The sequence below is a fragment of the Limnochorda sp. LNt genome (assembly GCF_035593265.1).
Classification (GTDB): domain Bacteria; phylum Bacillota; class Limnochordia; order Limnochordales; family Geochordaceae; genus Geochorda; species Geochorda subterranea.
Map to the genome: position 1 here is coordinate 2,321,089 of NZ_CP141614.1, position 13,064 is coordinate 2,334,152.

General features: G+C 72.0%; 12 protein-coding genes and 1 pseudogene. 9 read left to right on the forward strand and 4 right to left on the reverse strand.

Annotated features, from left to right (window positions below):
* Positions 1-42: 42 nt before the first annotated feature.
* Positions 43-993, forward strand: a complete 951-nt coding sequence (locus tag VLY81_RS11020) for an RluA family pseudouridine synthase (RefSeq protein WP_324668223.1) — start codon at positions 43-45, stop codon at positions 991-993.
* 28 nt (positions 994-1,021) lie between these two features.
* Here VLY81_RS11020 and tatA read toward each other — a convergent pair whose 3' ends face one another.
* The 3 genes from tatA to VLY81_RS11035 all read right to left on the reverse strand — a co-directional run bounded on the left by tatA (position 1,022) and on the right by VLY81_RS11035 (position 4,524).
* A complete protein-coding gene (tatA, locus tag VLY81_RS11025; protein WP_324668224.1) occupies positions 1,022-1,207 on the reverse strand; it encodes a twin-arginine translocase TatA/TatE family subunit in 186 nt (61 codons plus the stop codon).
* 52 nt (positions 1,208-1,259) lie between these two features.
* Positions 1,260-4,205: a phosphoenolpyruvate carboxylase gene (ppc, locus tag VLY81_RS11030; RefSeq protein WP_324668225.1), complete on the reverse strand. Its 2,946-nt coding sequence runs from the start codon at positions 4,203-4,205 to the stop codon at positions 1,260-1,262.
* A 118-nt stretch (positions 4,206-4,323) separates the two neighbouring features.
* Positions 4,324-4,524, reverse strand: coding sequence for a hypothetical protein (locus tag VLY81_RS11035; protein ID WP_324668226.1), 201 nt, complete (start codon positions 4,522-4,524; stop codon positions 4,324-4,326).
* 114 nt (positions 4,525-4,638) lie between these two features.
* Here VLY81_RS11035 and VLY81_RS11040 point away from each other — a divergent pair, with 114 nt between their 5' ends.
* Positions 4,639-5,463, forward strand: coding sequence for a M55 family metallopeptidase (locus VLY81_RS11040; protein WP_324668227.1), 825 nt, complete (start codon positions 4,639-4,641; stop codon positions 5,461-5,463).
* Between the two features lie 64 nt (positions 5,464-5,527).
* Here VLY81_RS11040 and VLY81_RS11045 read toward each other — a convergent pair whose 3' ends face one another.
* Positions 5,528-6,034, reverse strand: a complete 507-nt coding sequence (locus tag VLY81_RS11045; RefSeq protein ID WP_324668228.1) for a hypothetical protein — start codon at positions 6,032-6,034, stop codon at positions 5,528-5,530.
* Positions 6,035-6,197: 163 nt separating this feature from the next.
* Here VLY81_RS11045 and VLY81_RS11050 point away from each other — a divergent pair, with 163 nt between their 5' ends.
* The 7 genes and pseudogenes from VLY81_RS11050 (at position 6,198) to VLY81_RS11075 (ending at position 13,063) form a co-directional block, all read left to right on the forward strand.
* Positions 6,198-6,776 carry a nitroreductase family protein gene (locus VLY81_RS11050; protein ID WP_324668229.1) on the forward strand — a complete coding sequence of 193 codons (579 nt, stop codon included), beginning with the start codon at positions 6,198-6,200 and terminating at the stop codon, positions 6,774-6,776.
* 40 nt (positions 6,777-6,816) lie between these two features.
* The gene (locus VLY81_RS11055) at positions 6,817-8,298 is read left to right on the forward strand and encodes a hemolysin family protein (protein ID WP_324668230.1); all 1,482 of its coding nucleotides are present in this window, start codon (positions 6,817-6,819) and stop codon (positions 8,296-8,298) included.
* Positions 8,299-8,563: 265 nt separating this feature from the next.
* Positions 8,564-8,692: pseudogene (locus VLY81_RS14810) on the forward strand (DNA methyltransferase); the annotation flags it as partial.
* A gap of 166 nt (positions 8,693-8,858) precedes the next feature.
* Positions 8,859-9,296: a DNA methyltransferase gene (locus VLY81_RS11060; protein WP_324668231.1), complete on the forward strand. Its 438-nt coding sequence runs from the start codon at positions 8,859-8,861 to the stop codon at positions 9,294-9,296.
* A gap of 117 nt (positions 9,297-9,413) precedes the next feature.
* A complete protein-coding gene (locus tag VLY81_RS11065) occupies positions 9,414-10,892 on the forward strand; it encodes an ABC transporter substrate-binding protein (protein WP_324668233.1) in 1,479 nt (492 codons plus the stop codon).
* Positions 10,893-11,018: 126 nt separating this feature from the next.
* Entirely contained in the window at positions 11,019-12,113 is a 1,095-nt protein-coding gene (locus VLY81_RS11070) for an ABC transporter ATP-binding protein (RefSeq protein ID WP_324668234.1), read from the forward strand.
* The gene (locus VLY81_RS11075; protein ID WP_324668235.1) at positions 12,110-13,063 is read left to right on the forward strand and encodes a carbohydrate ABC transporter permease; all 954 of its coding nucleotides are present in this window, start codon (positions 12,110-12,112) and stop codon (positions 13,061-13,063) included. Before VLY81_RS11070 ends, VLY81_RS11075 begins: the two co-directional genes overlap by 4 nt.
* Position 13,064: the final 1 nt, after the last annotated feature.

The following is a 13,064-nucleotide window of genomic DNA, read 5'->3' on the forward strand; positions in this document are numbered from 1 at the left end:
CGAGATGGCGCGGCGCAAGCCCCCGACGCGCATCCGTCCGCGATGATAACATGGCAGGCGCTGGATGGAGGTGCGCGTACGGCGCTGGTGCCCTTCTTATCCTGCACCGTGCAGCCCGACGAGGCGGGACGGAGCGTCCGGGACGTCGTCCTGCGGCGCTGGCACCTGTCCCGTACCCTGTTTCGGCGCGTCAAGGCCCTGGGCGGTCTGTGGGTCGACGGGCAGCCCGTGCGCGGCCATCGCGTCGTGCAGACCGGGGAGCGCATCGAGCTGGCGCTGCCTCCCCATCCCCCCGCGGCGGCCGAGCCCGTCGCGGTGCCCATCGTCTACGAGGATCCGTGGCTCGTGGTGGTCGACAAGCCGGCAGGCATGGTGGTGCATCCGTCCCGGGGACACCCGGGCGGGACGCTGGTCAACGGGCTGGTGCATCACCGTCTCCAGCGGGGGGAGCCTCCCTGGGTCCACCCGGTGCACCGCCTGGACCGGGGCACCTCCGGGCTCCTGCTGGTCGCGAAGAACCCCTACGTCCACGAGCGACTCGCACCGCACCGCCTCGCGGGCCGCCAGCGCCTGGGGCGCAGCTACGTCGCCCTGGCCCTCGGCCATCTGGCCGCCCCGTCGGGCGTCGTCTCGGTGCCCATCGACGAGCCGCCGCCGGCGCCCCGGCAGCCGGCTGGGCCGGTGCCGCGCCGGCCGGATCCGTCCGGCCGCACCGCCGTCACGCGCTACCGGGTCGCGCGGCGGACGTGGCTCGAGGGCCAGCCGGTCAGCCTGGTGGTCCTGCGGCTGGCCAGCGGCCGGACGCACCAGATCCGGGTCCACCTGGCCTTCCTGGGCCATCCCCTGGTGGGCGACACCCTCTACGGCCCGCCTGAGGCGGCGCTGCAGCGCCCGTGGCCGGCCCTGCATGCGCGCAAGCTGTGGCTGGTCCACCCCATGGGCGACCGCCGGCTGCTCTTCAAGGCACCGGTGCCCTTCTGGCCGCCGGTCTAGGTCGGAGAGCGCCCCTCGGGGCGGCGGGTCAGGGCTGCTGGGGCTTGCGCCTCTCCTCGTCGGCCTCGTCTCCGCGAGCGGCGTTGAGCGACTCCTTGAACTCGCGGAAGCTCTGGCCCACCGCCTTGCCCAGCTGCGGGAGCTTGCCGGGGCCGAAGACGATCAGGGCCAACAGCAGGATGACCAGGAGCTCGGCAGGCCCGATGTGAGGCATGGGCTCCCCCTCTCCCTCCGGCCCCAGCATACCACGGAGCCGCGGGGTACCGTCAGCCCGTGTTGCGCAGCCCCGCTGCGATGCCGGCGATGGTGACCAGCACGCCCAGGCGGCTCGTCTCGTCGGCAAGGGCGCGATGCCGACGCACGAAGCGGACCTGCAGGTAGCTCAGGGCGTCCACGTAGGGATTGCGCAGCCGGATGGACTGGGCCAGAGCCGGCTCCCGCTCGAGCAACGCCTGCTGGCCCGTCACGCGCAGCACCCAGTGCACCGTCCGCCGGTACTCGTCCGCGATCCGGTCGAAGACCTGCCGGAACGAAGGCCCCTCTTGAGCCCCCGCGGCCGACGCCCGGCCGGCGCTCGCGTCGTCCCCGGCCCCGGCCAGGCCGGCGTAGAGGGCGGCGATGCGCATGTCCGCCTTGGCCAGCGCCATCTGGAGGTTGTCGACGACGGCCCGAAAGAGCGGCCAGTCCCGGTACATCTCGGCCAGCGCGGCGACGGCCGCCGGCTCCCCCAGGCCGCTCTCCTCCGCCCATCGCTCGCAGGCGGAGCCGACGCCGTACCACGCCGGGAGCAGGTGGCGGCTCTGGTTCCACGCGAAGACCCACGGGATGGCCCGCAGCGCCTCGAACCGCTGCCCCACCTGCCGCGAAGGCGGGCGCGAGCCGATGTTGAGCTCGCCGATGTGGGCGATGGGCGTGGCCGCGAAGAAGTAGCGCAGCCCCTCCTCGTCCCGGCCGAAGAGGAAGTCTCGGTAGGCCTCCATCGACAGGGCGGCCAGCCGGTCCATGACGGCCTCCCAGCCGGGGGGCACCTCCTCCCCCGGTCCGCCCGGCACGCCCGCCTCCCCACCTGGCGAGCCCTGCGGTTCGAGGGCCGCCCGGTCGTCGAGCGCCTTGACCGCGGCCGCCCAGACCACCTGCTCCAGGCTGCGCTGGGCGATCTCGCCGAGCAGGTAGCGCTCGGAGAGCACCTCGCCCTGTTCGGTCAGCTTGATGCCGGCCCGCGTCGAACCCGGGGGCTGGGCCAGGATGGCCCGCGTCGTGGGCCCCCCGCCCCGCCCCAGGGCCCCGCCCCGGCCGTGGAAGAACCGAACCTCGAAACCGCCCTGGTGCGCCTGCCCCAGCAGCCGCCGTTGGGCCTGGTAGAGTTCCCAGTTGGCCGCGAGGTAGCCACCGTCCTTGTTGCTGTCGGAGTAGCCCAGCATGATCTCCAGCGTGCCGCCCCACGCGGCCAGGAGCCGCCGGAAGGCCGGCACCCCCACCAGCCGCCGCACCATGCCGTCGGCGGCGCGCAGGTCGTCGATGGTCTCGACGATGGGCACCACTCGCAGGGGCGCACGTGACGCCTCGGCCGAGGCTCCGGCCAGCCCCACGCCGGCAGCCAGAGCGACGACCTCGAGCACGTCGCTGGGCTCGTGCGCCATGCTCACCACGTAGGTGTCGACGGCCTCGGGCCCCATCTCCTCCCGCGCCGCCCGCACCACCTCGAGCGTGGCCACCAGCTCCGCCGTCTCGGGAGAGACGGCCCCGCGCGCCTGCACCCGTGCCCGCCCCACCGCGTCGGCCAGGGCCCGCCGTGCTCCCTCGTCCTCCAGCAGCCGGTCGAGCAGCGCCAGGCGCTCCTCCTCGGGCAGCACCCGGTAGGAGGCCGCCAGTCCCGCCATCCGCAGCAGCTCGTCGAGGGCCCGCTCGTGGACCTCGCTGTGCTGGCGCACCTCGAGCGGCACCAGGTGCAGCCCGAAGGTCTCCACCTGCCGGATGAGCCGGCCCAGGCTCCCCCGGACGATAGCCTGGCCCCGGGCCGCCAGCAGGCTCTCCTCCAAGAGGCGCAGGTCCGCCAGCAGCTCGGCGGCCGACCGGTACCGTCCCTCGGTGCCCGCCGGGCGTCGCCGCCAGCCGGGCTGCAGCGCCAGGTTGTGGCGCCGCAAGAGCTCCAGCCGCCAGTACATGGCCGCCAGCTTGCGCCGGTAGGGCTCGTCGTCGTTCCAGCGGACGAAGCCGACCGGCTCCGGGGCCAGCACGGCCTCGTCGTCGGCCAGGGAGCGCAGGAGCCGCTCGGCGACGGGCACGAGCCGGGTGCTCTGGGCGAAGCGTGCCATGAGGCCCCTCACCGCTGCCATGTAGCGGCGCACCGCCAGGTCCCGCTGCCGGCAGAGCGCCTCCCAGGTCACGCGGGCCGTCACGTGAGGGTTGCCGTCCCGGTCGCCTCCCACCCAGCTCCGCAGCCGGACCATGGTCGGCAGCAGCCGCTCACCGGATGCGATGCGGGCCTCCAGGGCGGGATAGGCCCGCCCCAGCTCCCGCTCCAGGCTCTCGTGCAAACGGGGTAGCTCCTCGAAGAGGGTCACGTCCAAGAAGAAGAGGACCCGCCGCAGCTCGTCGGTGGGCTCGGGGCGCCGCGACCGGATCTCGCTGCTCTGCCAGAGCAGGGTCAAGAGCTCCTTCATGCGGTCGCGCAGCACCTCGCGTTCCGTCGGCGGCGTCAGGGGGTCCTCGCGCCGCTCCAGGAGCTCGTGCAGGTCGTGGAGGATGGCCAGCACCGTCCGCCGTGCCGCCTCGGTGGGGTGCGCGGTCAGCACCAGATCCACCCGGAGCGACCGCAGCAGGGCCAGCGCCCCCTCCGCATCTAGGCCGCGGGCGCGCAGCTCGGCGACCAGCGCCGCCGGTGAAGCGGGCTGGGGAGCGTCGCGGTGCTGGCGCAGCAGGTACTGGCGGCGCCGGCGCACCCGGTGGTGCTGCTCGGCCAGGTTGGTCAGCCGGAAGTAGAGGCCGAAGGCCCGCGCCACCTCCAGCGCCCGCTGGTCGGGCAACGCCTCCAGGAAGTCGACCAGCTCACGCTCCAGGACGGGGTCGAAGCTGCTCCGCAACGCCTTGGCCGTGAGGCGCACCCGCTCCACGGCCTCGAAGAGCGCCTCGCCGCCCTGCTCCCGCAGCACCTCGCCCAGCAAGGCGCCCAGGAAGCGCACCTCGTCGCGCAGCCGTCGCAGGCGGTCCACCGAGGCGGCGCGGGCGGGGCGGAGCGCGACCCGTGTCGGTCCGTGCACCTGTGGCTCACCGTTCCCGGGTTGTGGGAGCCTCGTTTTCTGCCCATTTTAGGAGCGGCGAGCCGGCGTCTCAACACTTACGAAAGTGAATACCGTATTCTTCTCCGCCCCTTGGACAGATTCTTCTCGGCTCGGCCCCCGGGCGGCCCTCACCCCCCGGCACCTGCGGCAGGTCGGCGGCGCCGGCAAAGAGCACCTCGGCGCCCGGCAGGAAGCGTGGCAGGTACTCGGCGATGGCGGCGAAGGCCGGACTCGCCACGACGACTCGCATGACGTCCCCTCCTGGGCGACCGGTGCAGGCGGCACCGACCCGGCGCAGAAGATTCTTCGCACGCCGGGGCCGACCTGGCGACGGCTCCGCAAGCGAGGAGGCATCGGGCTCGGCATGCGCATCTACATCTCCATCGACATGGAGGGGATCGCCGGCACCTTCAGCTGGCGGCAGGATCAGGGCGAGTGGCGCCCGCAGGTGCGGCGCCTGATGACGTTGGAGGCCAACGCCGCCATCGAGGGGGCCCTGCAGGGCGGGGCGACCCGGGTCGTCGTCAACGACTCCCACGACACCATGGCCAATCTGGACCCCGAGCTGCTCCACCCGGCCGCGGACCTGATCCAGGGCACCCCCAAGCCTCTCAGCATGGTGGAGGGCGTGCAGGAGGGCTTCGATGGCGCCTTCTTCATCGGCTACCACGCGGCGGCGGGCACGGCGCCGGCGGTGCTGGACCACACCTACTCCGACGAGTCGGCCTGGGAGATCCGCATCAACGGGCGCCCCGTCAACGAGGCGGCCATCAACGCGGCGGTCTGCGGCCACTTCGGGGTGCCGGTGGTGCTGGTGACGGGCGACCAGGTCGCCTGCCGCCAGATGCAGGAGTGGCTGCCATGGGTGCGCACGGTGGCGGTCAAGGAGCCGCTGAGCCGCTACGCCGCCCGCTCCATGCACCCGGAGCGCGCCCGCCGGGCCATCCGGGAGGCGGCCCGGGCGGTGGTCTCGGAGATGGCATCGGGGCGCAGGTTCGACACGTTCGTCTTCGAGACGCCCGTGGTGGTGGAGCTGACCACGCCCCATACGGGCCAGGCCGACGTGGCCGCCCTCATGCCGGGCGTCGAGCGCATCGGGCCCCGCACCGTGCGCTACCAGGAGACCGACTACGTCAAGGCCTTTCGCGCGATGCGGGCCATGCTGGTGCTGGCGGGCTCGAGCCGCTAGCGGGGCCTCACCGCCGCGGCCGCGGCGATGGGCCCCGCCAGCGGCGGTGGCTCCCCGGCGCCCGCTACAGCCGTAGGGGCGGGCAGCGCCCGCCCACGAGCCAGGCCAGCACGCCGCCCGCCAGGGCCGTCACCAGCCGGGGCCACTGCATCGCGACGGCCACCGGCGGCGGCACCTCCACCAGCGCCCGCACGGCGGTCGCCAGCACCGCCCACTTGACCAGCGCTGCCACGCCCACGGCGGCGGCCGCGTGGACCCGCCTCAGGTACGCGGCCGCCACCACCTGGAGCGCGTTGGCCACCCCGATGAAGGGCACCAGCGGGGCCAGGGGCGCGGCCAGGATCCCCCGCCACAGGGCCACGACCGGGGTCAGCGCGCCGATGGCCGCACCGAAGAGGGGCCCCACCAGCCAGGCAGCCAGGAAGAGCGTGGCATTGACGACCGGGCCGGTCACCGGCTGGGGCAACCCCAGCGACTGAAACGCCGTCACGAAGGCCAGCAGCAGGGCCGCGACGACCACCGGTCGGGTGAGGCGACGGGGCGTCGCGGCCACGACGTCATGCGCAGGCATGGGTGCGCTCCCTCCCGAGGGGGGCATTCGAGGCCGGGATGGGGCCCGCCTCTCTGGAGAGTCTCCCCGCGAGAGGACCCGGCGACCCTCACCCCGACGGGCAAGCGCCAGCCCGGTGGGATGGTACAATGAGCCCGAGAGGGAGCAGATGGGAGGCCGGAGCATGGAGGTCGTCCAAGCCATCCGCACCCGTCGGAGCATGGGCAAGCTGACGGACCACCGCCCCCCTCGAGAGCTGGTCGAGCGGCTCATCGAGGCGGCCTGCTGGGCGCCCAACCACTTCATGACCCAGCCGTGGCGCTTTTGGGTGCTGACCGGCCGGGCCCGGGAGGCGCTGGGCGAGGCCATGGCCCGGGGCCTGTCGGCCCGGCTCCAGGCTCAGGGCAAGGCGCCGACTCCCGAGCAGCTCGAGGGCGAGCGGACGCGACCCTTGCGGGCGCCCGTCGTCATCGTCGTCGCAGTGGAGCCCAAGATCGAAGATCCTCGCGTGGTGGAGGTCGAGGAGATCGCCGCCGGGGCCGCCGCTGTCCAAAACCTGCTGCTCGCCGCGCACGGCTCGGGGCTCGCTGCCTACTGGCGCACGGGCTCGGCCGCCTACGACCCGGTGGTCAAGGCGCATCTGGGCCTCTCGGAGCGCGCCCACATCCTGGGCTTCGTCTACCTGGGCTACCCCGATGGCGAGCTGCCGCCGCCCAAGCCGAGGGACCCGGCCTCGCGCACCGTCTGGCAGGGCTGGGAGTAGCGGTATAATCGGGGATGACCCCCCATCGCGAGGGTGGGTGATGCTGGGTTTGGATCCCGACACAGGATGGCGTATCGCCATACTTGTTGGGCTCTTGGCTCTCTCCGCCTTCTTCTCCGGCTCCGAGACCGCGCTGATGGCCTTCAACCGCATCCGGCTGCGCCGGCTGGCTGACGCGGGGGACCCCGCGGCCCGGCGCATCGCCCGGCTGCTGGAGTCGCCGTCTCGTCTGCTGACCACCCTGCTGGTGGGCAACAACCTGGTCAACACCGCCGTCACCGCCACCGCCACCGCGCTGGTGCTGGACTGGGTGACCGACGAGCGCACGGCGCTCGTGGCCGCGACGCTGGGCACCACGACGCTGCTGCTGCTCTTCGGGGAGATCACGCCCAAGGCGGTGGCGGCCCACGCGCCCGAGGCCTTCGCGCGGCGCGTGCATCGCCCGGTCGAGATCCTCCTCTGGCTCTTCTCTCCCATCAACCGCGTCCTTGGGGCCGGCACCGACCTGATGCTCCGCGTGCTGGGCCGACACCGGCGCCAGGAAGCCTCCGTCAGCGAGGAGGACGTCCGGGCCCTGCTGGCCGTCGGGCAGCAACAGGGGGTCTTCGCCCCCGAGGAGCAGCGGATGGTGGAGCGCATCTTCGCCTTCGGCGACCTGCGGGTGCGGGACGTCATGGTGCCCCGTGTCGACGTGGTGGGCATTCCCCGGGAAATCACCTGGCCCGAGCTGCTGGCCCTCGTGCGTCGCGAGCACTTCACGCGTTACCCCGTCTACGAGGGCGACATGGATCACGTCATCGGCGTCCTGCACGTCAAGGAGCTGATGCTGGAGGCCGCTCGCCACGCATCGGGGGAGTCGAGGCCGCCGCATCGGGCGTCCAGCGTCGGCCACGGGCCTCCCGAGGCCCCTCTGCCGGCCGCGTCCCCGTCGCCCGGCCCCTCGCGCCCCGCCTTCGACCTGAGCCGCTTCATCCGCCCCGCCTTCTTCGTGCCCGAGTCCAAGCGAGTCGTCGAGCTCCTGCGGGAGATGCGCCAGCAGCGGGCCCACATGGCCGTCGTCGTCGACGAGTTCGGGGGCACGGCCGGCATCGTCACCATCGAGGACCTGGTGGAGGAGGTGGTCGGCGACATCGCCGACGAGTTCGACCACCAGCGCGAGCCGGCCATCCGCAAGGTCGAGGAGCGCGTCTGGAGCGTCGCGGGCAGCGTGCGCCTGGAGGAGCTCAACGGGGAGCTCGGCATCCAGCTCGAGTGCGACGAGGCCGACACCGTCGCCGGGCTGGTGATGGCCCAGCTCGGGCGCATCCCCCGGCCAGGCGACCGTACCGAGCAGGCGGGCGTCGAGCTGACGGTGGAGCGCATGGAGGGCCAGCGGGTGGAGCGGGTCCGCGTGCGCCTGGCGGGCAGACCGGGGAGCGAGGACGGCCTCGGCGCCAGGGGCCATGCGGCGGAACGGGCGGATTCCCGCACGGGAGCGGAGCTCCCCCAACAGTCCTACTCGGGCGCCGCGTTGCGGGAGTGAGGGGAGGCGCGTGCGGCTGCGAGCCGCGCGGCGCCTCCGCCTTCGTCTTCTTCGTCTTCGCCTGCGCCCACCACATCGGGCCGGGGCGCTCGCGGATCAGAGGGCAGGAGAGGCGCCGCCGGCGGGCGAAGGGGAGCGCATGCCCCCGCAGAGCGAGCACGAGCTGGCCCCGGCGCGGCCCCGCCGGGCCAACGACCTGGACGGCCGCACCTGGCAGCGCTACTCCATCAGCATCTGGAGCGACATCCGCAAGACGCCCGAGGAGATGCGCCTGCGTCACCCGGCCATGTTTCCCGTGGCGCTGGTGACCCGGCTCATCCAGTGCTTGACGACCCACGAGGACCGCGTCATCCTGGATCCCTTCGCCGGCACCGGGGCGACCCTGGTGGCGGCGGAGCTGATGGGGCGCATCGGCATCGGTCTCGAGATCTCCCCCGCGTACTGCGAGCTGGCACGCACCCCGGCCCCTGCCGCCGTCGCCGGACGGCGGGATCGGGCCTCCGTCCCCACGCGGGGAGCGTCGGGTCTACTGCGACGACGCCCGTCACCTGCTGCGCTACGTGGGCCCGGGCAGCGTCGACCTGTGCGTCACCTCGCCCCCGTACTGGGACATCCTGCTGCGCCGCCGCACGGCCGACGGCAAGCCCGTGCGGCACTATGGCGAGTCCACGGCCGACCTGGGCAAGATCGCCTCCTACCCGGCCTTCCTGGCGGCGCTGGGTGAGGTCTTCCGGCAGGTCTTCGAGGCGCTGCGGCCGGGCAAGTACTGCGTGGTCGTCGTCATGGACCTGCGCAAGGAGGGGCGCTTCTACCCCTTCCACGCCGACGTGGCGCGAACACTGGAGGCCGTCGGCTTCGAGTGGGACGATCTCATCGTCTGGGACCGCCGCCACGAGTACCATCACCTGCGCCCCCTGGGCTACCCCTACCGATTTCGCGTCAACAAGGTGCACGAGTTCGTGCTCATCTTCCGCAAGCCCCCCGACCCGTCCGCGTGATCCCCTCCTCCTGCGCCTGAGGGCGAGGGCCCACCCCCGGCGCTGCGGCGGGCCCCCTGGCTTGACGGTAACGCTTACCACAGTTACCATGAGACAAAAAGGGCAGGGGGGTCACGGATGGACTCGGGGATGGAGCAGGCACGGGCGCCTGTCGCGTCATCGTCTGAGAGCGCTTTTAGCGTCGCGTCGTCCAAGCCCGCCACCGTCTCTCGTCGGGAGTTCGTCAAGGTCGCCGCTGCCGGTGCCGCCGCGGCCGCCGCTCCCTTCGTCTGGGTACCCCGCGTGGGCGCGCAGGCCCGGCGCACGCTGACCATCTTGCAGTGGAGCCACTTCGTGCCGGCTTACGACGTCTGGTTCGACCGGTTCGCCAAGGAGTGGGGCGCCGCCCACAACCCGCCCATCGACGTCGTGGTCGACCACATCAACTTCGCCGACCTGGTGCCTCGCGCCACCGCCGAGGTGGCGGCTCAGCAGGGCCATGACCTCTTCATGTTCATCTCGCCGCCCGCTGCCTTCGAGCCCGAGGTCGTCGACATGGCGGATCTGGTGCGCGAGGCGGAGAGACGCCACGGGCCCATCCTGGACCTCGCCAAGCGCAGCACCTACAACCCGGTGACGGGCAAGTGGTTCGGCTTCTCTGACAACTACGTGCCCGACCCGGGCAACTACCTCAAGAGCGTCTGGGAGGCCATCGGGATGCCCGACGGGCCCGACACGTGGGAGGACCTCCTGGAGGGCGGCCGGGCCATCCGCCAGCGCTTCCCCGACATCCAGATCCCCGTCGGCATCGGCTTCTCGCAGGACATCGACTCCAACATGGCGACGCGGGCCATCATGTGGTCCTTCGGGGCGTCGGTCCAGGACGAGAACTCCCGGGTCGTCATCAACTCGCCCGAGACCGCCCGGGCCCTGGAGTTCGGGGTGCGGCTGTTCCGTGAGGCCATGAGCCCGGCGGTGCTGAGCTGGAACGCCTCCTCCAACAACCAGGCGTTCAACGCTCGCCAGACCGCCTACATCCTCAACTCCATCTCCGCGTACCGCACCGCGCAGGACAACCAGCTGCCCATCGCGGACGACACCTACTTCTGCGATCCGCTCAAGGGCCCGACCGGGCTGCAGTGGGCCAGCGAGCACGTCATGGGCGTCTACGTCATCTGGCGCTTCTCGACCAACCAGGATCTGGCCAAGGAGTTCCTGCTCTACCTGGTCGACCACTACCGGGATGCGGTCCTGGCCAGCAAGCTCTACAACTTCCCCTCCTTCCCCGGCTCCGTGGCCGATCCCAGCACTCCCGTCGCCCAGAAGCCCGACGGGGGCAGCCGCTGGATCGCCTCCGTCTGCGATCGAGATCCCTTCGGCTCCAACCCGCCCGACAAGCTGGCAGCGCTCAAGGACGCCCTCAAGTGGTCCACCAACGTGGGTCACCCGGGCACGGCCAACCCGGCCATCGGCGAGGTCTTCGACACCTTCGTCCTGCCCGACATGTTCGCCAAGGCCGCCACGGGCCAGCTCAGCGTGCGCGACGCCATCCTCGAGGCGGAGCGCCGCTGCATCGAGATCTTCAACAAGTGGCGTGAGCGGGGCCTGATCGCATAGGTTCGCGGTGCCGACCGACCTGCCGCCCTGGACGGGTCGGGCCGCACCGAGACGGCACGAGGGACGATGCGGGCCGCCGAGCATGGGGCGGCCCGCATCCCATGCCGACGAAGGAGCAACGTGGAGATGGCCAGAGTCGAGACCCGCGATCTGCGCAAGCACTTCGGGCCGGTGGCCGCCGTCGACGGCGTCGACTTGAGCATCGAAGACGGCGAGCTGTTGGTGCTCCTGGGCCCCTCCGGCTGCGGCAAGACCACGTTGATGCGGATGGTGGCGGGGCTGGAGAGGCCGACGTCGGGCCAGATCTACATCGGCGGGCGGCCCATCGGGCCCGACGTGCCGCCCAGGGCCAGGGGCGTGGCCATGGTCTTCCAGAGCTACGCGCTCTACCCTCACAAGACCACCTACGACAACATCGCCTTTCCGCTGCAGGCCCGGCGCACGTCCGCCGAGACCATCGCCCAGCGGGTGCGGCGGGCCGCCGAGATGTTCGGCATCGGACACCTGCTGGGACGCCGCCCCCGCCAGCTGTCGGGTGGCGAGCGCCAGCGGGTCGCGCTGGCGCGGGCCGTCGTACGGGATCCGCAGGTCTTCCTGCTCGACGAGCCCCTCTCCAACCTGGACGCCAAGCTGCGCGCCACGGCCCGCGACGAGCTCAAGCAGTTTCAGCGCCGGGTGGGCACCACGACCATCTACGTCACCCACGACCAGGTGGAGGCCATGGGACTCGGCGATCGCATCGCCGTCATGAACCAGGGCAAGGTGCGCCAGGTGGGCACCCCACTGGAGGTGTACGACGAGCCGGCCGACACCTTCGTGGCCACCTTCCTGGGTTCACCGCCCATGAACCTCATCCCGTGGGACGACGAGACCCTGGTGGGCTTCCGGCCCGAGCACCTGATGCCCCTGGAGGCCTTCGCCAAAGGCAACGGCGCCGGGCCGATCCCGGAGGGGCAGGTTCAGCGCTTCGACTTTCGGGTGCGGCGCATCGAGCACCTGGGTTCGGACCGCCTCATCTACGGGGTGCTCGAGGGCTGGCGGGCGCCGCGGGCTCCCGCGCGGGGGGAGCCGCCGGGCGTGACCACGACCGAGACGGTCATCGCCAAGATGCCGGTCTCGCTGCCGTTCTCCGTGACCGAGGGAGAGGCGCAGCCGTTCGGGGTGCACCGGCGCCACCTGCGATACTTCGACCGCTTGACGGGAACGAGGGTGCGACGATGAGCGCGACCCGCCAGAGCGTCCAGGTCGCCTCGGGCGTCGCGGGCCTGGCGAGCCGCTGGCGCTATCTGCCAGATCGGGCCGAGCTGCTGGGCTGGATCATGCTGACGCCCGCCCTCCTCTACGTCGTGATCCTGGTGGGCCTGCCCTTCGTGCTGGCCATCACGCTCAGCTTCAGCACGGCCACGGCGGGCAGTCTGTCGTTCTCTTTCGTGGGGCTGCGCAACTTCAGCGCTGTCCTGCATGACCCCACCTTCCAGCGCGCCCTCAAGAACACCCTGCTCTTCACGGGCGTCTCTCAGCTCCTGGTCATCGTGCTGGCCTCCATCCAGGCGCGGCTCTTGACGATCCCCTTCCCGGGGCGGCGCATCGTGCGGTTCTTGCTGCTGCTGCCCTGGGCGGCGCCCGTGGCCCTCTCCAGCATGGCGTGGACGTGGATCTACGACTCCACGTTCAGCGTCATCAACTGGACCCTGCGGTTCTTCGGGGTGCTGGGGCCGGGGCAGTGGCTGTACTGGCTCGGGACCCCCGACCTGGCCATGGCTGCCATCATCATCGTGCACGTCTGGCGGATGATGCCCTTCGCCACGGTGGTGTTGATGGCCGGCCTCAGCTCCATCCCCCAGGACGTCCAGGAGGCGGCCATCATCGACGGCGCCAGCTACTGGCGGCGGGTCCTCCAGATCGAGTTGCCGCTGCTGTTGCCCGTCGTGGCGGTGGCGGTGCTGTTCGGCGTGGTCTTCACCTCGACGGATCTGTCGGTGGTGTGGCTGCTGACCCGCGGCGGCCCCTACAACAGCACCCACGTGCTGGCCAGCCTCGCCTTCCAGCGGGGCATCCTGGGGGCCAACCTGGGCGAGGGTGCAGCCATCGCGCTCTTCCTCTTCCCGGTCTTGCTGCTGGCAGCGGTCGTCATGCTGCGCGTCGCCCGGCGCAGCGAGGTGGGGGCGTGAG

Bases quoted from the DNA above. Each gene is read 5' to 3' on its own strand.
- VLY81_RS11055 (WP_324668230.1), top strand. From the start codon at position 6,817: ATGCTGGGTTTGGATCCCGACACAGGATGGCGTATCGCCATACTTGTT.
- tatA (WP_324668224.1), bottom strand. From the start codon at position 1,207: ATGCCTCACATCGGGCCTGCCGAGCTCCTGGTCATCCTGCTGTTGGCC.
- VLY81_RS11065 (WP_324668233.1), top strand. From the start codon at position 9,414: ATGGACTCGGGGATGGAGCAGGCACGGGCGCCTGTCGCGTCATCGTCT.
- VLY81_RS11075 (WP_324668235.1), top strand. From the start codon at position 12,110: ATGAGCGCGACCCGCCAGAGCGTCCAGGTCGCCTCGGGCGTCGCGGGC.
- VLY81_RS11040 (WP_324668227.1), top strand. From the start codon at position 4,639: ATGCGCATCTACATCTCCATCGACATGGAGGGGATCGCCGGCACCTTC.
- VLY81_RS11070 (WP_324668234.1), top strand. From the start codon at position 11,019: ATGGCCAGAGTCGAGACCCGCGATCTGCGCAAGCACTTCGGGCCGGTG.
- VLY81_RS11020 (WP_324668223.1), top strand. From the start codon at position 43: ATGATAACATGGCAGGCGCTGGATGGAGGTGCGCGTACGGCGCTGGTG.
- VLY81_RS11050 (WP_324668229.1), top strand. From the start codon at position 6,198: ATGGAGGTCGTCCAAGCCATCCGCACCCGTCGGAGCATGGGCAAGCTG.
- VLY81_RS11045 (WP_324668228.1), bottom strand. From the start codon at position 6,034: ATGCCTGCGCATGACGTCGTGGCCGCGACGCCCCGTCGCCTCACCCGA.
- VLY81_RS11035 (WP_324668226.1), bottom strand. From the start codon at position 4,524: ATGCGAGTCGTCGTGGCGAGTCCGGCCTTCGCCGCCATCGCCGAGTAC.